The 18,079-nt window shown below is 69.8% G+C and carries 15 protein-coding genes; 5 read left to right on the top strand and 10 right to left on the bottom strand.

What is annotated here, in order from left to right; genetic code table 11:
• Nucleotides 1-10: 10 nt before the first annotated feature.
• The gene (gene glpK, locus G6N53_RS10715) at nucleotides 11-1,528 is read right to left on the bottom strand and encodes a glycerol kinase GlpK (RefSeq protein ID WP_163888440.1); all 1,518 of its coding nucleotides are present in this window, start codon (nucleotides 1,526-1,528) and stop codon (nucleotides 11-13) included.
• A 1-nt stretch (nucleotide 1,529) separates the two neighbouring features.
• The gene (adh, locus tag G6N53_RS10710) at nucleotides 1,530-3,053 is read right to left on the bottom strand and encodes an aldehyde dehydrogenase (protein ID WP_163888439.1); all 1,524 of its coding nucleotides are present in this window, start codon (nucleotides 3,051-3,053) and stop codon (nucleotides 1,530-1,532) included.
• A gap of 143 nt (nucleotides 3,054-3,196) precedes the next feature.
• On the opposite strand from adh, the gene G6N53_RS10705 reads away from it, so the two are divergent.
• The gene (locus G6N53_RS10705) at nucleotides 3,197-3,739 is read left to right on the top strand and encodes a TetR/AcrR family transcriptional regulator (protein WP_205390353.1); all 543 of its coding nucleotides are present in this window, start codon (nucleotides 3,197-3,199) and stop codon (nucleotides 3,737-3,739) included.
• On the opposite strand, the gene G6N53_RS10700 is transcribed toward G6N53_RS10705, so the two are convergent.
• From G6N53_RS10700 to eccCa, 6 genes are all read right to left on the bottom strand, one after another.
• The gene (locus G6N53_RS10700; RefSeq protein ID WP_163888438.1) at nucleotides 3,711-4,628 is read right to left on the bottom strand and encodes an alpha/beta hydrolase; all 918 of its coding nucleotides are present in this window, start codon (nucleotides 4,626-4,628) and stop codon (nucleotides 3,711-3,713) included. The two genes, G6N53_RS10705 and G6N53_RS10700, sit on opposite strands and share 29 nt — an antisense overlap.
• 89 nt (nucleotides 4,629-4,717) lie before the next feature.
• Nucleotides 4,718-6,037: a helix-turn-helix domain-containing protein gene (locus G6N53_RS10695; protein ID WP_163888437.1), complete on the bottom strand. Its 1,320-nt coding sequence runs from the start codon at nucleotides 6,035-6,037 to the stop codon at nucleotides 4,718-4,720.
• Nucleotides 6,038-6,163: 126 nt separating this feature from the next.
• Nucleotides 6,164-6,460 carry a WXG100 family type VII secretion target gene (locus tag G6N53_RS10690; RefSeq protein WP_163888436.1) on the bottom strand — a complete coding sequence of 99 codons (297 nt, stop codon included), beginning with the start codon at nucleotides 6,458-6,460 and terminating at the stop codon, nucleotides 6,164-6,166.
• Between the two features lie 10 nt (nucleotides 6,461-6,470).
• Nucleotides 6,471-6,812: a WXG100 family type VII secretion target gene (locus G6N53_RS10685; RefSeq protein WP_163888435.1), complete on the bottom strand. Its 342-nt coding sequence runs from the start codon at nucleotides 6,810-6,812 to the stop codon at nucleotides 6,471-6,473.
• A 72-nt stretch (nucleotides 6,813-6,884) separates the two neighbouring features.
• The gene (locus tag G6N53_RS10680; protein WP_163888434.1) at nucleotides 6,885-8,030 is read right to left on the bottom strand and encodes a type VII secretion-associated protein; all 1,146 of its coding nucleotides are present in this window, start codon (nucleotides 8,028-8,030) and stop codon (nucleotides 6,885-6,887) included.
• Nucleotides 8,027-11,662, bottom strand: coding sequence for a type VII secretion protein EccCa (gene eccCa, locus G6N53_RS10675; protein WP_237166482.1), 3,636 nt, complete (start codon nucleotides 11,660-11,662; stop codon nucleotides 8,027-8,029). The genes G6N53_RS10680 and eccCa overlap by 4 nt, the downstream gene beginning before the upstream one ends.
• Before the next feature lie 122 nt (nucleotides 11,663-11,784).
• Here eccCa and eccD point away from each other — a divergent pair, with 122 nt between their 5' ends.
• On the top strand, nucleotides 11,785-12,936 hold the full coding sequence (gene eccD, locus G6N53_RS10670; RefSeq protein ID WP_264064881.1) for a type VII secretion integral membrane protein EccD: 1,152 nt from the start codon (nucleotides 11,785-11,787) through the stop codon (nucleotides 12,934-12,936).
• Nucleotides 12,933-14,294, top strand: a complete 1,362-nt coding sequence (gene mycP / locus G6N53_RS10665) for a type VII secretion-associated serine protease mycosin (RefSeq protein ID WP_163888431.1) — start codon at nucleotides 12,933-12,935, stop codon at nucleotides 14,292-14,294. Before eccD ends, mycP begins: the two co-directional genes overlap by 4 nt.
• On the opposite strand, the gene eccB is transcribed toward mycP, so the two are convergent.
• The gene (eccB, locus tag G6N53_RS10660; protein ID WP_237166481.1) at nucleotides 14,247-15,605 is read right to left on the bottom strand and encodes a type VII secretion protein EccB; all 1,359 of its coding nucleotides are present in this window, start codon (nucleotides 15,603-15,605) and stop codon (nucleotides 14,247-14,249) included. The two genes, mycP and eccB, sit on opposite strands and share 48 nt — an antisense overlap.
• Nucleotides 15,606-15,708: 103 nt before the next feature.
• A complete protein-coding gene (locus G6N53_RS10655; RefSeq protein ID WP_163895737.1) occupies nucleotides 15,709-16,260 on the bottom strand; it encodes a CGNR zinc finger domain-containing protein in 552 nt (183 codons plus the stop codon).
• Nucleotides 16,261-16,346: 86 nt separating this feature from the next.
• Here G6N53_RS10655 and G6N53_RS10650 point away from each other — a divergent pair, with 86 nt between their 5' ends.
• Together G6N53_RS10650 and G6N53_RS10645 are read left to right on the top strand one after the other, a co-directional pair.
• Entirely contained in the window at nucleotides 16,347-17,378 is a 1,032-nt protein-coding gene (locus G6N53_RS10650; RefSeq protein ID WP_163888429.1) for an EamA family transporter, read from the top strand.
• Nucleotides 17,362-18,024 (top strand): cutinase family protein, encoded by a 663-nt coding sequence (locus G6N53_RS10645; RefSeq protein ID WP_163888428.1) that lies wholly within the window; start codon nucleotides 17,362-17,364, stop codon nucleotides 18,022-18,024. Before G6N53_RS10650 ends, G6N53_RS10645 begins: the two co-directional genes overlap by 17 nt.
• The last annotated feature ends 55 nt before the right edge of the window (nucleotides 18,025-18,079 follow it).

Here is an 18,079-nt window from a genome sequence, read left to right as displayed (position 1 = left end):
GCGTGGCCGCTCAGGACACGTCGACCCAGTCCAGGGTGCGTTGCACAGCCTTCTTCCAGCCCGCGTACCCCTCGGCACGATGATCCTCGGACCAGTCGGGGGACCAGCGCTTGTCCTCCTGCCAGTTCTCCCGCAGCTCGTCGGGATCTGACCAGAACCCGACGGCAAGCCCTGCCGCGTAGGCCGCGCCCAGCGCGGTGGTCTCTGCCACAACGGGTTTCACCACGTCGACACCGAGCACGTCAGCCTGGATCTGCATGCACAGGTTGTTGGCCGTGATGCCACCGTCGACCTTGAGCACCTCGAGGTGCACCCCGGAGTCGGCTTCCATCGCGTCGACGACGTCACGGCTCTGGTAACAGATCGCCTCCAGAGTCGCGCGGGCCACGTGGGCGTTGGTGTTGAAGCGCGACAGCCCGACGATCGCGCCGCGGGCATCGGAGCGCCAGTACGGCGCGAACAGCCCGGAGAACGCCGGCACGAAGTACACGCCGCCGTTGTCCTCGACCTGACGGGCCAGCGCCTCGCTCTGCGCGGCCCCGCTGATGATCCCCAGCTGGTCACGCAGCCACTGCACCGCCGAGCCGGTCACGGCAATCGAACCCTCAAGGGCATAAACGGGTTTCGCGTCACCGAACTGGTAGCACACCGTGGTCAGCAGGCCGTTCTCCGAACGGACGATCTTCTCGCCGGTGTTCAGCAGTAGGAAGTTGCCGGTGCCGTAGGTGTTCTTGGCCTCCCCGGGTGACAGACAGACCTGCCCGACCATGGCTGCCTGCTGGTCGCCGAGGATGCCTGTCACCGCGACCTCGCCGCCGAGCGGACCGGTGGCCAACGTCATCCCGTAGCTTTCCGGCGAGGACGACGGTGCGATGCGGGGAAGCATCTGGCGCGGAATGCCGAAGAACGACAACAGTTCGTCGTCCCAGTCCAGCGTCTCCAGATCCATCAACATGGTCCGGCTGGCGTTGGTGACATCGGTGACATGCACGCCGCCGCGCGGACCGCCCGTCAGATTCCAGACCACCCAGGTGTCGCTGTTGCCGAAGATCGCATCACCGTTCTCGGCGGCCTCCCGGACACCGTCGACGTTCTCCAGGATCCACTGCACCTTGCCCGCCGAGAAGTACGTGGCGGGCGGCAGACCGGCCTTGCGGCGGATGACATCACCTCTGCCGTCCCGGTCCAGCGCTGTGGCGATCCGATCGGTGCGGGTGTCCTGCCAGACGATCGCGTTGTAGTAGGGCCGCCCGGTGTGCTTGTTCCACACCAGTGCCGTCTCACGCTGATTGGTGATGCCCAGTGCCGCAAGGTCACTCGACTGCAGGTTGGTGTTGTTGAGCACCGAGGTCAGCACCGAGGCGGTGCGCTCCCAGATCTCGACCGGATTGTGCTCGACCCACCCCGCCCGCGGCAGGATCTGCTCGTGTTCGAGCTGATGACGGCCGACTTCCGCACCGTCGTGGTCGAAGACCATGGCCCGGGTACTGGTGGTGCCCTGGTCGATGGCTACGACGAATTCAGCCACCTCAGAAGAATCCCTGGGCCTTGTCGCTGTAGCTCACCAGCAGGTTCTTGGTCTGCTGGTAGTGGTCGAGCATCATCTTGTGGTTCTCGCGGCCGATGCCGGACTGCTTGTACCCGCCGAACGCGGCGTGTGCGGGGTACTGGTGGTAGCAGTTCGTCCACACCCGGCCGGCCTTGATGTCCCGGCCCGCACGGTAGGCGGTGTTGCCGTCACGGCTCCACACCCCGGCGCCCAGGCCGTAGAGGGTGTCGTTGGCGATGCCGATCGCGTCTTCGTAGTCGGTGAAGGAGGTCACGGCCACCACCGGTCCGAAGATCTCCTCCTGGAACACCCGCATCTTGTTGTTGCCGGTGAAGATCGTCGGTGCGACGTAGTAGCCACCGTTGAGGTCGCCCCCGAGCTGTGCGCGCTCACCACCGGTGACGACTTTGGCGCCCTCGCTCTTGCCGATCTCGATGTAGGACAGGATCTTCTCGAGCTGATCGTTGGACGCCTGCGCGCCGATCATCGTCTCGGTGTCCAACGGATCGCCCTGGCGCACCGCCTTGGTGCGGATCGCGGCCAGCGCGAGGAACTCGTCGTAGATGTCGGCCTGGATCAGCGAACGCGACGGGCAGGTGCACACCTCGCCCTGGTTGAGGGCGAACATCGTGAAGCCCTCGAGTGCCTTGTCCTGATAGTCGTCGGCCGCGGCGAGCACGTCGTTGAAGAAGATGTTGGGGCTCTTGCCGCCCAGCTCCAGCGTGACCGGGATCAGGTTCTGCGACGCGTACTGCATGATCAGCCGGCCGGTGGTGGTCTCGCCGGTGAACGCGATCTTGGCGATGCGGTTGCTCGACGCCAGCGGCTTGCCCGTCTCGACGCCGAACCCGTTGACCACGTTGAGCACGCCTGCGGGCAGCAGGTCACCGATCACCTCGAGCAGATACAGGATGGAGGCCGGGGTCTGTTCGGCGGGCTTGAGGACGACCGCGTTGCCGGCGGCCAGCGCCGGCGCCAGCTTCCAGACGGCCATCAGGATCGGGAAGTTCCACGGGATGATCTGGCCGACCACCCCGAGCGGCTCGTGGAAGTGGTAGGCGACGGTGTCGTCGTCGATCTCCGACAGCGAGCCCTCCTGTGCCCGGATCGCGCCGGCGAAGTACCGGAAGTGATCCACGGCCAACGGGATGTCGGCGTTGAGCGTCTCCCGGATCGGCTTGCCGTTGTCCCAGGCCTCGGCGAGCGCGATCGATTCGAGGTTCTCCTCGATCCGGTCGGCGATCTTGTTCAGGATCACTGCGCGCTCGGCGGCCGACGTCTTGCCCCAGGCCGGTGCCGCGGCGTGGGCGGCATCGAGGGCCTTCTCGACATCGGCTTCGTCGGACCGGGGGATCTCGCAGAACGTCTGGCCGGTGATCGGTGTCGGGTTCTCGAAGTACCGTCCGGCGGTCGGCGGCACCCAGTCGCCGCCGATGAAGTTCTCGTAGCGGGGCTTGAACGACATCAGCGAGCCCTCGGCGCCGGGGCGTGCGTACACGGTCATGGTGACTCTCCTGGTATTCGTGGTGTGTCGTGTGTCACTGAACCTACGCCGACAACCGTTGCACCACGGTTGCATCGTCGAGCAGAATTCGAGGTATCACCGACCCACGCCGCAAGCCCCGCCAGCAGCGCTCCCGGGAAACCGTGAACACGCTGGTGGAGGCGGCCGCGCAGGTGTTCTCGCGGGAAGGTCTGACGGCCACCACCAACCGGATCGCCGAGCGCGCCGGAATGTCGATCGGCACGCTCTACCAGTACTTCCCCGACAAGCTCTCGCTGTTGCACGCGGTGGCCGAGCGCCATGTGCGGGACGCCGACCGACAGCTGACCGAGGTGTTCGCACAGCTGCGCGACGACGCCGCCCCGTTCGACGCCACCATGCGCACGCTGCTCGAGACGCTGGTCTGCCTGCACAGCGACCGGCCCCGACTGCACGCACTGATGCACCGGATGGTGCCGCCGACCGCCGGCCGACTCGAGCAACTACAGGCGTTCGAGGACCGGATCGGTGACGAGGTCGCATTCCATCTCAAGCGCTGTGACCGCGGCGGCGACGACGTGGAGTACACCGCCCAGATGCTGGTTCACACGATCGACGCCCAACTGCACCGGGTGATGACCCGCCACGGATTCGACGTCGAGTCGCTGATGCTCACGGTCAACCGGCTTGCGCCGCCACCGCGGTGAACGTCTCCGACATCGCGTCGCGCAGCTGAGCAAGACCCGGCTCTTCGATCGGGAAGTGTCCGCAGTTCTCCAGCATGACCAGGCGGGTCGGTGCGCAGACGCGGCGCAGGAAGCGGATGCTCAGTGCCGGCGGGGTCCAGGTATCGGCGGCCGGCGCCACCAGCGTGACCGGCGCCGCGTCGAACGACTCCGGTGCGGTGTGGTGGTAGTTCATCCAACTGGACACGAAGCCCAGCGGGACGCTGACCCCGCCGCCGCGAGGATCGGACGCGCACAGCTGCGACAGCCCGGGGTCTGAACTCATGGCAGCCATGTCGGCCAGCCAGCGGATGGGCACCCGGACCCTGCCGAGTGCTGGGTCGATCACCCGCAGCAGCGCCGGCGCCGGTCGTCCCGTCCACGCGATGCGCGTCGCGGCGGCACGTGCCCGCGGGTCGGACATGTCGAGCAGGCAGGTCGCCACGACCGCGGCCACGTCCCGGGTTCGCGACGCCACCTCGTAGGCGAGCATGCCGCCCATGCTGGCCCCGAACAGGATCAACGGGCGCGGGTCTGAGGCGCGTTCGGCGCGCACGAGATCGCACAACAGGTCGATCCAGTCGTCGTAGCGGACCCGAGACGGGTGCGGTACGTCGGTGTCGCCGTATAGCGGCAGGTCTGGGGCGAGGACGTCGACCCCGGCGCCGGCCGCGGCGGCCGCCGCGGGCCAGAGCGCACCGCTGTAGCCGCCGCCCCCGTGGATCACCATCATGCGCACCGCGGCGTTCGGGACAGCCGCGCGGGCGATGTGCACCCGCGTCTCCCCCGACTGCCACCAGGTGCTGGTCGGCGCCGCCATGTCGGCGGTGTAGGCCGACGGGAGGAACGCGGCATAGGTCTGGAAGTCCATGCCTAGATCCTCGAACAGCTTGTTGCTGTTGACAACTCGCGTTCGCAACCGGCGTACGTGCAGCTCAGGCGCATCGTGGGCGCCATTGCTCAGGTTCCGCCGAGCTCGAAGTCCAGTCCGGCAAGATGCCCGCCCGCCTGGGCGCGGGCCAACGCGTCGAGTCCTGCGGTGTCGCACAGCGCCTGCCACCCGTCCCGGTCGTCGCGGCCTTCGGGAAGGTCGAGCCAGCGCCGCAGCAGGTCCGCACGCCCCCGGGCACTCTCGGCGAGCACCGCGCCGCGCAGTGTCGCCGACAACTGGGTGCGCAGTCGAGCGATCGCCGGGGACACCGAGTGCGCCAGCAGCGGACCGGGGTAGCGCGCCAGCGCCGCCTCCACGTCGCCACCGTCGAGTGCGTCGAAGACCTCGGCGACGTCGCTGGTGATGGGCGCCAGCAGCCGGTACGGGCGGGAACCGAGATTCTCGGCTCCGATGACCTTGCGCAACCGGGACATCTCGGCGCGCACCGTGACGACGTCGAGGTCTTTGTCGTCGAGCAGCACGGCCAGGTGATCGGCGGACAGGCCTTCCGGATGCCTGCTGAGCAGGACCAGGATGTCGGCGTGGCGGCCGGTGAGCGGGCTGGTCCGCAGGTGTCCGTGGCTGTCGGTGGTCACCCAGCGCGGCCGGTCGCCACCGAGGACGACGAGATGTGGCCTCCGGGTGGGGGTTTGGGCCCCGGCACCGGTCAGTCGCAGCAGCGCCAGGTGATTCTCGACGGCCACCGCCGTGGCCCGCACCAGCGCCAGCGCCTGCGAGGTCGCCACCGTTGGGCCTCCGGTCAGGTCGATGGCGCCGAGAAGTGCGCCGGTCGTGGGGTCGTGCACCGGCGCTGCGGTGCAACTCCAGGGCTGTACGACGCGCGAGAAGTGCTCCGACCCATGGATCTGGAGTTCGGTGTCCAGCGCCAGCGCCGTGCCGGGCGCATTGGTCCCGGCGCCGCGTTCACTCCAGTCGGCACCGGGCACGAAGTTCATCGCCTCGGCCTTGCGGCACGCGGTCGGGTCCCCCTCGACCCACAACAACGTCCCGTCGGCGGCGCTGACGGCGACGACCACACCGGAGTCGACGGCCTCGTCGACGAGCAGCCGCCGGATGACGGGCAGTGCCGGTGCCAGCGGGTGCGTCTGGCGCAACCGGTCCACCGCGGTGACGGCGGGCGACGGGCGCGCTCCCCCGAGGTCGGGATCGACTCCCACGGCCAGGCTGCGTTGCCAGCTCTGGGCGACGATCGGCCGCACCGAGTTCGAGTTCAGGTAACTGGTGTCCACCTCGCCGGCGACGAACAACTCGTGGACCGCACGCAGCCGTGACGGCGAAGGTGTCGACCTCACGCCCGCCTGTCCGTGCGCCGCGTCCGGAGTTGCCACCGGCGTCCACGCTCCTCATCGTCGGCTGTGCCGTCACCCTAGTCCAAACTGCGCACCGGCAGTACTGTGCGGCCCCCGGATCGGCTCTCCTCCGCCCGGGGGCCGCACAGAAATCCGTTGGTGTCGTCAGACGCCCCAGGCGCCTGCGGCACTGCGATCGACGGCGGCCACGTCGTCGGCGCCGTCGCGTACCGCATTTCCGAGGCTGAACAGGATGTCGTTGAGCGCCGCCGCGGCCTGCTCCCAGCGCGCCTGCTCGATGCGGTAGGCGTCGGCCGCCTCTCGCGTCCAGGTCGCCTGCAGCGGCGCGATCTGGGCACGCAGATCGTCGAGCGCGGCGTTCAGCCGGGCCGAAGTGGAGTGGATCTCCTGGCGGACGGTGTATTCGATCTCGCCGAAGTCATAGGACAGCATCGGGTTCACGGGGTGCTCCTCAGAGGTTTCCGGCGACGGCGCCGATACGCTGCGAGTGACTGTCGGTGGCCTCCCGCAGTAGCCGCTCGTTGTCCCGGATGGTCTCCGAGATCCGCTGCAGCGCCGTGTGCAGCCGAAGCGACTCGGTGTCCCAGCGTTCCATCACGTCACGGAAGCGGGTGGCGGCGACACCACCCCACACCGACGGCGGCACACTGTTCATTCTGCCGACGAAAGACTGCAGCATGGCCCGGATCTCCTCATTGCGGGCGTCGGTCTTGCCGGCGACCGAGACCATCAGGTCGAAGTCGGTGGTGAGAGCGGAACCCGAACTGCTGGTGGGGCCTGAGGGGCTGGTCATCGCGATCCTTTCGTGGTGTGGCGAGCGGTATGTAAGTAGGACGCGGCGGCTGACGGTTCGGTTCCCGCAATTTCAGGGCAACACCTGTGCGGACTCGACGGCTTGGATGCACACGGCGTCGATGACGTCGCGGCGCGCCGCAGGCCCCTGGCAGCCGATGGCGATGCGGGTCGCGCCGTCGATCACCACGGCCCAGCCGGTGTCACCGTCCGCTCGTCGTTCGCGATACGTCACCGCCGGCCTGTTGCCGACGTTGCCGTCCGGATCGAAGTCGACGAACACCCCGGAAGGCTCGGACTGCACTGCGCGACGCAACGATTCCGCCACCTCCTGAAGTGTCTGCGACATCTGGCCGGATGACTGGGTGATGTGCAGGGCGGTCGGGTCGCCGGTGGGTGCAGAAACCCTCACCCGGGCCGACCCGGGTCCGGAGGTGATGCGTTCGACCGTCCACTGTGCGGGCACCCGAACGGCGACCCGCCCCTCGACCAGCAGCGTGCCGGCGGATTCGGAGGGCCGTTGGCCCGAGAGCGCCTGCGCGGCCCATCCCCCGCCGGCCGCGGCCACCGACAGAAAAACCCCTGCCATCACGGCAACGGTTCGCCTCCGGCGGTGGGCCGCGACGCCGACCGACCCATCCGGGCCGTGATGTGGCATCGCGTGGTTCGCCGCGGCCAGCAGGCGATGCCGGTCGCTGTGCGCCAGCGTGACCGCGGTGGCATACAGACAGACGGTGAGCGCCGGAGCCGGCGGCGTCACCCCCGCGGGCACATCGACCACAACGGCGCTCGCTCCGCGAAGATACTGCGCGACATCGCCTTCGGCGCGGGACAACACCGTGACGCTCGCACCGGGAGAGGTGACCACCACCAGGTCGTCCGAGAACTCGACCGCCGTGGCTGATCCGTGCCCCGCGAGGATCGAAGCGCGTCGTAGAACAACGACTTCGGTTGCACGACTGCGCGCCGAATCGGTGACGAGCTCGATGCGCGCCGCGGACCACCAGGTCGGGAAGACCAGCGCCAGCGTCCCGGTGTGCTCGGCGGCGACGACGTCGAGCACCTCACCCCACAGCGACCGAACCTCGACGAGGCGATCGCCGAGCAGTGCGAACCGGTCGTCGATGCACTCGATCGCCGCAGCGACCACTTCCTGCGGTGCGGCGGCGCCGGGCCCTCGCACGGTCTGCGGGCCGACCTCGATCACGGTCACGGTCACGGTGGTGCCACCCAGCCCACCTGGAGCAGTTCGTCCGGCTTACCGCGCGTAGTGAGAGTGCCGCGTCCGGGGGGCAGCGGAGCGGGCCGGGAGGTTCCGAGCAACACTCCCTCGTCGGGGGTGGCGCTCATCATCAGCCCGGAGCATCCCATGTCGCGCAGTCGGGCGAGGACGGGATCGAACATCGCCCGAGCGGCCCCGCCGGAGCGGCGGGCCACGATCACGTGCAGTCCGAGATCCTTTGCATGCGGCAGGAAGTCGGCGAGCGGCAGTAGTGGGTTGCCGGTGGCACCGGCCACCAGGTCGTAGTCGTCGACGACGACGTAGATCTCCGGCCCAGCCCACCAGGACCGGTTGCGCAGCTGCTGCTGGGTGACGTGCTCGTCCGGCATCCGCTGGTCGAGTCGGTCCGTCAACGCCGCCATCCGCGACGTCAGGGCCGTGCCCGACACCGAATAGCCGCCCAGGTGCTCCGACTCGATGACACCGAGCATGGTGCGACGGAAGTCGACGATCTCGAGCTGCACCTCAGCGGGGGTGTGGATCCGGGCAAGCTCGGTGCAGAGCAGGCGCAGCACCTCCGTCTTGCCGCATTCCCCCTCGCCGAGCACAAGCAGATGGGGGTGCTCGGCGAAGTCCAGCAGCACCGGTGTCAGGTCGCGTTCGCCGACTCCCAGGGCCACTTGCTGCGGCCGGAGCAGGGCGGCGGCGGCGACCAGCCCGACGTGATCCACGCGGGTGGGCAGCAGTTCGACCGGCGGGGCCGCCCTACCCGCCCGGCGACCGGCCAGGTCGAGGTGGGGCAGCGCGATCGCGAACTCGCGTCCCTCCCGGGTGATCCCCCGCCCCGGCGGGCGCTCGGCAAGGTCCCGCGCGCGCCGGCGATCCATCTCGGACTCGGCGGGGTCACCGAGCCGCAGCTCGATCCGCGTCGCGATCTGGTCCTTGAGCGCCGGACGCAGCTCCGCCCACCGGCCCGCGGCGATGATCACGTGCAGGCCGTACGACAACCCCTGCGCGGCAAGGGCGGTGATCGGCGCCTCCAGTGCCTCGAACTCCTGGCGCACGGTGCCCCAGCCGTCGATCACCAGGAACACCTCACCGTAGGGGTCGTCGGCCGACTCGGGGCTGCTGCGGTACTCGGCGAACGACTCGAGACCCAGCCGCTGGAACGCCGTCTCCCGCCGCCGCAGCACCGTCTCCAGCGCGGCGACCGTGCGCCGGCACCGATCACCCTCGCTACGGCCGGCGACCGAGCCGACATGGGGTAGGTCGGCGAGCGCGGCCAAGGAGCCGCCACCGAAGTCCAGGCAGTAGAACTGGACGCTCCCGGCGTCGTGGGTGGCGGCCAGTGCGCAGAGCACGGTCCGCAGCGCCGTCGACTTTCCCGACCGTGGCGCGCCGACGACCGCGATGTTGCCTGCCGCACCGGACAGGTCGACGGACAGGTGCTCGTGCCGCTGTTCGTACGGGCGATCGACCAGGCCGATCGGTACCCGCAGGTGGGCGGTCGCCGCGGTCTGCAGCAGTTCCCCGAGGCGGGGTGGCCCACCGAGCGGCGGCAGCCACACCCGATGCGCGGCGGGTCCGTGGCCGGCCAGCCTGCACAGCACCGTGTCCAGCACCGACCGTCGCGGGATCGTGTTGTCCGCCTGCGGGTCCGGCCGCGCCGGTGGCGCCGGGAGCGACGGCGTGAACAGCACGGCCGCCGGACGGTCGGCGCGCGTCGGCGCCGGTCGCCGAGGTGTGTACCCGCCCGACACGAACGCGGTCTGGAACCGCGCCACGTCGCCGGAGGCGGTTTTCAGGTACGCCGCTCCCGGCTGCGTCGGTAGATGGTAGGCGTCGGCCACACCGAGGACCGCGCGTGATTCACTCGCCGAGAACGTCTTCAGGCACACCCGGTAGGACAGGTGGGATTCCAGGCCACGCAGCCTGCCCTCGTCGAGGCGCTGGCTGGCCAGCAACAGGTGCATGCCCAGCGATCGGCCCAACCGGCCGATCGCCACGAACAATTCTGCGAAGTCCGGGTGCTGGCTGAGCAGTTCGGAGAACTCGTCGACGATGATGAACAAGGCCGGCAGCGCGGGCAGCCCCCGGCCGCGGGCACGCGCGTTGTCGTACTCGGCGACGTTGGTGAAATTGCCTGCAGCTCTGAGTAACTCCTGCCGGCGATGGATCTCGCCGGACAGCGCTTCCCGCATCCGGGATACCAGTGCCGCCTCGTCGGCGAGGTTGGTGATCACCGCCGAGACGTGCCGGGCGTTCTCCATGCCGAGGAAGGTGGCGCCACCCTTGAAGTCGACAAGCACGAGGTTGAGCACCTCGGGAGAGTGTGTGGCGATCATCCCCAGGGCCAGCGTGCGCAGGAACTCCGACTTGCCGGACCCGGTGGCGCCCACACACAACCCGTGGGGACCCATTCCACCCGCGGCGGCCTCCTTGATGTCCAGGTCGACGACGGTTCCGTCCTCGGCCGTGCCGATGGGGACGCGCAACGGTGTCCTGCCGGTGCCGGCAGACCACATCCGGTCCGCGTCGATCCGCTCGGCATCGTCGATCCCCAGCAACCCCAGCCAGTCCGCCGCCCCCTGATCGTGGTGGGCGGTGGCCACCGACGGCCGGTGCCGTGCCAGCCGTCTGGCACACGCCAGCGCGTCCGCCAGAGGCATCGCGTCACACGTGACGGCGAGTTCGTCCGCGTCCACGAACACGCTCACAGCGGGCCGATGGTCATCGGCGCGGATCTCGATGAGGGTCAGTCCTTCGGCGGGCGCCGGCCCGCCGCAGCCGTCGACGATCACCACTTGATGCCGGCTGGTGTCGGAAGCGCTGTGGTGCGGAAGCCATTTCAGCCAGTCCCAGGCGCCCCGCGCATCCGGCCCGGACAGCGCGGCGATGCCCACCAGGCACGGGTGGTGCAGCATCGCGACCTGGCACACCAGGGCGCGCACCACCGCGCGGGCTGCTTCAGTCTGGCCTGTGACGGCGACTACCGCGGCGGACAGCAACGGCACCGCGACCGGCAACCCGCCGACAACCGCTCGGCGGTCCACCAACCTGCGGGCCGCCCCGGTGGTGACGGGGTCTGCGGTGTCGTCGGTATCGAGGTCGGGTGCCAGCACCGTGGTGGCGGCCGGTTGCTCTCCCACGCCGACCCGTACCGAACCGAACTGCGGATGCTCTGCGGTGCGTTCCCACATCCGCTCGGCGCCGGCCAGCGTCCACAACGCCCTGGGGTCGGGATGCATTCGGTGCATCGCCGAATGCTGGTGGTACCCGCAGTCCGCCAGGGCGTCGTCGAGAGTGTCCAGGTAGCGCAGGTACTCGGCGCGTTGGACGTTGATCTCGGCGATGCGCCCCGTGCCGCGGGCACCGTAAGCGAGGGTTCCGATCACCGACACGAGCATCATCGCCGGGAAGAACAGAAACATCGGATTGCGCGTCGAGCCGTTACCCGAGGTCAGATACAGCGCACTCATGCCCGCCATCGCCGCCAGCATCGCCACGGGCATCAGCCGCGCCATCGGACTCGCCGGGGTCGGGTTCGGCAGATCCGGCGGTGCGTCCAGGACGATCTGGCCTCCCGGCATGACCGGGGACCGGGGAGGCGACGTGGCGTGCGGGTCCATTGACGAATAGACGCAGCGGCCCCCGACTCCGTTCCATCCACAAGGTCCCATCCAGAACGTTCCATCCACAACCGGACAAACTTCTGCGTCGCCCCGGCGGTGAACCGGGTTACGTTCACGGTGTGCCGGATACGTTGTGCAGGTTGGTCATCCACGTGACGGGGCGACAGCAGCCGGCGGCGGTCGACCTTGTGCTGCCCGCCGACTGCCCGGTCGGCGAGCTGATCCCGTCGGTGGTAGACGCCGCCGTCGGCGAATCGGTCACAACGCTTCACCCGCAGCACTGGTATCTGACCCGGGTGGGGGGTGACCGCATCGATACGTCGCTGTCGTTGCGGGAGAATGCCGTTGAGGACGGTGATCTGATCCTGCTCGACACCGCCCCACCCCCCACGCCATACAGAACCTACGGTGACCCCGGTGACGTCGTGGCCCGGGTGGCCACCGAAACCGGCGGCGAGTCCGCGCGTGCCGCGGTGTTGAGTCCCGGTGTGGTTGTCGTGGCGCTCGCCTCCGGGTTTCTCGCGGTGCCCGACGCGCCATGGCCGGCCGCAGTGCTGCTCACCGCGTCCTGTGGGCTGGCCGTCTCGATCCTGTTGCTGCGTCTGTCATGTGGTGACACCGCGGTGTTGACCGGCCTTGCGGCGGCGACGGCGGCCGTCGCCACGGCGGGGGCGGTCGCGGTGGCCACCTCGGCGACGTTGGCGGTGAGCGGCGCGGTGTTGACGGTGCTGTCGCTGGCCGGCCTGTCCCTCGCGCCGAAGGTGACGGTGGTGGCGGCCGGCTTGGGTCCGGCCCGCTCGGACATCGACGACGCACGGGCAGCATTCGCGCACCGCATCCTGACCGGCCTGGTCGCCGGATGGTCCTGCGCCGCCACGATCGGGGTCGCGGCAGTCGCAGCCCAGCCGCAGACCTCGCCCGCTGTCGCCGTCCTGTTCGCCGCCGACGTCGGACTCCTGCTGCTGCTGCGTCAACGCTCCCACGTCGACACCCGGCGGCGGTTGGTATCTTGCGCCGCAGGACTCTGCGCGCTTCTCGCCGCCCACACCGTCGCGGTGCGCATCGCCCCCGAACACGCCGCCTGGCTCGGTGCGGCCGCGGTGATCGCCGGTGTCGGCGTGCTGCGCTGCCGGGCGGGTCTCCTGCTGTCGAATCCCGTGGTCCGTCAGAGCGTGCAGGCCGTGGAGTACCTGGCCCTGGCGGCGGTGGTGCCCCTGGCGGCCTGGCTGACCGGCGTGTACGGCATGGTGCGGGAACTGAGCTTGTCATGAACGTCGCCACCCGGGTGTGCCGCCTGCTGGCCGTGGTGACACTGACGTTCACAACCGTGCACGCAGCACCCACCGCAGCCGCGGTGGCCCCACCGCCGCTGGACGATTCGCGGTTGCCTGCGTCGGCCCCACCCGCGCCTCCGAGACCCACCACCCAGCACGACGACTGCGCCACCGCTGCGCCGGTGTCCCCTGCTTCGGGCGCCCCGGGCCAGCTCGCGGGTTCAGATCTCAGCGCCGTCTGGGCGCTTACCCGCGGTGCCGGCCAGACCGTCGCGGTGATCGACACCGGCGTGGCCCGCCACCGGCGGCTCCCACATCTGGTTGCCGGTGGTGACTACGTGGCGACGGCTGACGGCACGGCAGACTGCGACGGTCACGGCACAATTGTCGCCGGGATCATCGGCGCAACAGCTGATTCCGAGCAGCCCACGGCGTTCACCGGCATCGCTCCCGATGTCACGATTCTCGCCATCCGGCAGTCCAGCAACAAGTTCCGCGCTGCCGACGACCCGGGCGGTTCGGGATCCGGCGATGTGGAGACGCTGGCCGCGGCGGTGCGCACGGCCGCGGACCTGGGCGCCACCGTCATCAACATCTCCTCGGTGGCGTGCCTGCCCGCCGACAGCGCCCTCGACGACCGGGCGCTGGGTGCAGCGTTGGCCTACGCCGTCGATGTCAAGAACGTCGTAGTCGTGACCGCGGCAGGCAATGTCGGCGGTCCCGGCCAGTGTCCCCGCGCCAACCCCCGCGACGGCGCCGGCTGGGACGAGGTCTCCGTCGTGGTCAGCCCCGCCTGGTACGACGACTACGTGCTCACGGTCGGCTCGGTTGACGGCCACGGCACGCCGTCGCAGTTCAGCCTTGCCGGGCCGTGGGTGGACGTCGCGGCACCCGGTGAAAATGTCGTCTCGCTCGCCCCCGCCGGGGAGGGTTTGGTGCACACCGTTTCCGACGGGTCCCCGATCTCGGGAACCAGCTACGCCGCGCCGGTGGTGAGCGCGGTCGCCGCCCTGGTGCGCGCACGCTCCCCCGAGCTCACCGCCCGCCAGGTGGTGCAGCGCATCGAGGAGACCGCGCGGCGCCCGGCAGCCGGGTGGAATCCAACCGTCGGCCACGGTGTCGTCGATGCGCTCGCCGCGGTGAGCGTCCCCGCGCCCGCGGGGCCGAGGCCGCAGTCCTCGACACCGTTGACACGAGCGATGCCTGCCCCGGCGGTCGACCGGTCTGCGGGCGTCACGGCCGTGCGGGCAGCCGCGTTCTGTGTGGCGCTGACGGGGATCATCGCGGTCTCGGTGGCCGTGGGCCGGTCACGGCGACGCGACACTGCCTTCGCGGATGCCGTCCCGCAGGACTGACGCGCCGGTCTGACTGAGTTCGGGCCCCCTTGGCAGCGCAGCCAGCACCGCCCAGGGAGCCGGCTGTGCCGGGTCGGTGAGCCCCAGGCTGGCGGCCGCTGCGCCATCGCGAACTCCGTACAGCACACCCGAATCCGTCACCAGGAACAGTGATCCGGTGCTGCCCCCGCTGCCGTTGAGCCCGACGGAGTGGACGAACACGCTGCGGCCTGGCGGCAGGAACACGGCATCAACCGCTGGGCCGTCCACATCGGCCTGCGCCAGCGAGACCGGTGAACCTGCCGCCGGCACCGCATGCCCGGTGCGCACCGCCGTCTCCGATGCGTTGCCGTCCGGCCCCACCTGCCAGTGCGCGCACACCACGGGAGCCTGGACCACTCCGCCCCGTTCGGGGTACGTCGTGACGGGCAGGGTGTCGACGACGGGCACGGTGCCGACGTCGGCGGGTGACACCGTCGGGATCTGTTCGCCGACCCGGTGATCGGTGTAGCGGAGCAGGTCTGCGGCCACCTCGCCGATGCGTTGCACACCGTCGGCGAGGACGACGAAGAGATCCGCTCCGGAGTCGGGTACGCCGGCGATGCGGGGGACTCTGACCACGGTGCCCACCGAGTGGTCCCGCAGCGTCCGCGGGCCGGGCTCGCCGGCTGCGGGTAGGTGTGGCGGCACGATCTGCGGGGCCTCGGGTATCGCCGCCAACACCGTGGCGGAGATCGGCCGCGGCACCATGCCGTCGAGACGCAGCGCACGGACCACGGCGTGGTGGCGGAGGTCCACGCGAGCGCGCCTTCCCTCGTAGAGCAGGTAGGTGGTCGCGGCGCCCGCGCCGCGCGGTGTCACCAGCACGCCGGGCCCCGCGGACACTGCGTCCTCGGGTATCGGTCCGGCGATGACGGTGGTCACTCCGCGCGGGTCGTCACACACCGTCCAGCTCGATTCCTCGGCGGTGAGCGGTGCCGAGATCGTCTCCGGCGCACCGGGGATGCCGATCGACGGACCGCGACGCGCTGTGTCGACGGCCGCCTGACCGACGAGGCGCGGGTCGGCCGGAGTGCGCGCGATCAACCGCGCGGAGGCCAGGTTCGGGACGGGGTGCACGGTGCCGTCGACTTGGACGTACATCGCACCGGTCTCACGCACCACCACGATGGGTGCGTCGCCGAGTTCGCCCGCCGGTCGCACCAGCGCCAGCACCGCACAGACCGCCACTGCCACCGCCGCCAACACGGCGCCGGCCACCAACGAAATCGACTGTCCCCGAGGCGGATCGTCGAGCATCCGGGCGTCACCCCGCAGCAACGCGTGCTCCATCCGGTGCACCAGGAATCGGTGTCCACTGACGTGTAGGCGTGTAGTCGGTTGCAACTGCTGGACCCCCTCCGTCCAGCCTAACCGCGGCCCCGGAGGGGTCTGATCACTTGTTGGAGCGGCGCTCCCGATAGGCGGCGACGTGCTGGCGGTTGCCGCAGTTGCCGGTGTCGCAGAACTTCCCGGACCGGTTGCGGGACAGGTCGACCAGCACAGCGTCGCAGTCGGGGGCGGCGCAGATCTTGAGCCGCCGCAGCTCACCCGAGCGGATCAGGTCGGCAAGTGCCATCGCCATCTCGGCACCCATCCGCTGCCACAGGGGGTCGTGGATCGAGGCGAGGTGCAGATGCCATTCCGGCATCTCGGCATGCCGCGTCAACCATGGGGCCGCACGGGTGTCGCTGAGCAGCGCGTTGACCTGGCCGACCACTCGCTCCTCGTCGTCGGCGCTCTCCCAGATGCGGCCGAGACGGGTCCGCAGCCGCTGAACCGCCGCCAGCTCGGCGGCGTCGTGGTCACGTCGGCCGGTCCACCCGAACGTGGCCAGATACTCATCGAGCGCGGCGAGGTCGGCGAGGCGCTCGCCGTCGACCCGGTCGGTGTTGATCAGCACACACACCGCCCGCAACGTGAGGTCGGTGTCATGATTGAAAAGCATTTGACTCATGACTCCTTTCCGGGCTAGCGTCATGACCGAAGTTGAGTTTACTCATTACACCCCTATCGACATTTCGGAGGTGGCCCGTGGCTGCGAACGACTCCCACCGCTTTCGGACGGGCTTACTCTTCGCGATCGGCTCGGCACTCGCATTCGGTTCCTCCGGCCCCTTTGCAAAATCGCTGATGGAGGCCGGTTGGAGCCCAACCGCCGCCGTCACGGCCAGGCTGGCCGGTGGCGCGCTGGCGATGGGAGTGTTCGCCTCGCTGATGCGACCCGGATGGCTGCGCGAAGCGCGCAGGTACGCCCGCACCGTGGTGTGGTACGGGATCGTGCCGATCGCCGGCGCGCAGTTCTTCTACTACAACGCCGTCAACCATCTGTCGGTCGGCGTCGCGCTGCTCCTCGAATACACCGCTCCCCTGCTGGTCGTGGCGTGGCTGTGGGCCGTCACCCGACGCAGGCCCACCAACATGACGCTGGGGGGTGTGGTCGTCGCGGTGGTGGGGATCATGCTGGTGCTCGGGGTCCTGGGCACCGACGGACTCGAGGGCGCCGACGTCAACCTCGTCGGCGTCGGATGGGGCCTGGCCGCCGCCGTCTGCGCGGCCTGCTACTTCCTGATGTCGGACAAGGTCGGCGGGCAGGACCCGGATGGCCGACCCGGACTGCACCCGATCACCCTGGCCGCCGGCGGACTCGTCATCGGCGCCGTCACGGTCGGCCTGATCGGGCTCACCGGGGTGATGCCGCTGACGTTCACCGCGGCCGATGTCGTGATCGCGGGTTGGACCACCTCGTGGCTCGTGCCGGTCATCGCGCTGGCGCTGATCCCGACGGCGATCGCGTACACGCTCGGGATCGTCGGCATCGCCCGACTACGGCCCCGGTTCGCGTCGCTGGTCGGTCTGTCCGAGGTGTTGTTCGCGGTGCTGGCCGCGTGGCTGTTGCTCGGTGAGGCCATCACCGCGACGCAGGCCATCGGCGGTGCGATCGTGCTCGCCGGTCTGGCACTGGCCCGTCAGGGAGACCGCAGCGAGGAACTCGCGGCAGTGACCTGGCCCGACGCTCCCGCGGGTGATGTCCCGCTAACATCAACTGGTGACTTTCGATCTTGATGTGCGTCCGCTGGCGGCAGCCGTCGTGGCCGCGGCTGCGCTGCTCTTAGGACCATCCGTTGCAGCCCCGGCGACCGCGCCCGTGGCCCGAGCGCAGAACTGCCCCGACATCGAGGTCGTGTTCGCGCGCGGCACCGACGATACGGCGGGCCTGGGCCGGGTCGGCCAGGCGTTCGTGGACTCGCTGCGCGGTCGCGTCGGCGGCCGGTCGGTGGGTGCCTACGCGGTCAACTACCCGGCCACCTTCGACTTCCTCCAGGTCGCCGCGGGCGCCAATGACGCCAGCGGCCACATCCAGTACATGATCGCCAACTGCCCGAACACCCGGCTGGTGCTCGGCGGGTACTCGCAGGGCGCGGCGGTGATCGACGTCATCGCCGCCATTCCGGTCCCCGGTGCCGGGTTCACCAACCCGCTACCCCCCAACACCCCGGACTTCGTCGCGGCCATCGCAGTGTTCGGCAACCCGTCGGCCAAGGTGGGCCTCCCCCTGACCACCAGCCCGGTCTGGGGCCCGCGTTCCATCGACCTGTGCAACGCCGGTGATCCGGTGTGCGGGCCGGGCGACGACATCCCTGCCCACAGCAACTACGTCTCCGCGGGCTTCACCGACCAGGCTGCCGGCTTCGTGGCGGGACTGCTGTAGTCCCGGTGAGATACGGTGTCTTGTGACTTTCGACCGCTCGAGCCGCCGGATCCTG

The organism is Mycolicibacterium hippocampi (assembly GCF_010723735.1).
GTDB lineage: Bacteria > Actinomycetota > Actinomycetes > Mycobacteriales > Mycobacteriaceae > Mycobacterium > Mycobacterium hippocampi.
The sequence above is the reverse complement of the archived record's forward strand: the minus strand, read 5'-3'. Positions and strand labels throughout refer to the sequence as shown.

Excerpts from the sequence above, each read along its gene's own strand:
- G6N53_RS10685 (WP_163888435.1), bottom strand. The coding sequence starts at position 6,812 with ATGACCAGCCCCTCAGGCCCCACCAGCAGTTCGGGTTCCGCTCTCACC.
- eccB (WP_237166481.1), bottom strand. The coding sequence starts at position 15,605 with ATGGAGCACGCGTTGCTGCGGGGTGACGCCCGGATGCTCGACGATCCG.
- eccCa (WP_237166482.1), bottom strand. The coding sequence starts at position 11,662 with ATGGACCCGCACGCCACGTCGCCTCCCCGGTCCCCGGTCATGCCGGGA.
- G6N53_RS10655 (WP_163895737.1), bottom strand. The coding sequence starts at position 16,260 with ATGCTTTTCAATCATGACACCGACCTCACGTTGCGGGCGGTGTGTGTG.
- adh (WP_163888439.1), bottom strand. The coding sequence starts at position 3,053 with ATGACCGTGTACGCACGCCCCGGCGCCGAGGGCTCGCTGATGTCGTTC.
- mycP (WP_163888431.1), top strand. The coding sequence starts at position 12,933 with ATGAACGTCGCCACCCGGGTGTGCCGCCTGCTGGCCGTGGTGACACTG.
- G6N53_RS10700 (WP_163888438.1), bottom strand. The coding sequence starts at position 4,628 with ATGGACTTCCAGACCTATGCCGCGTTCCTCCCGTCGGCCTACACCGCC.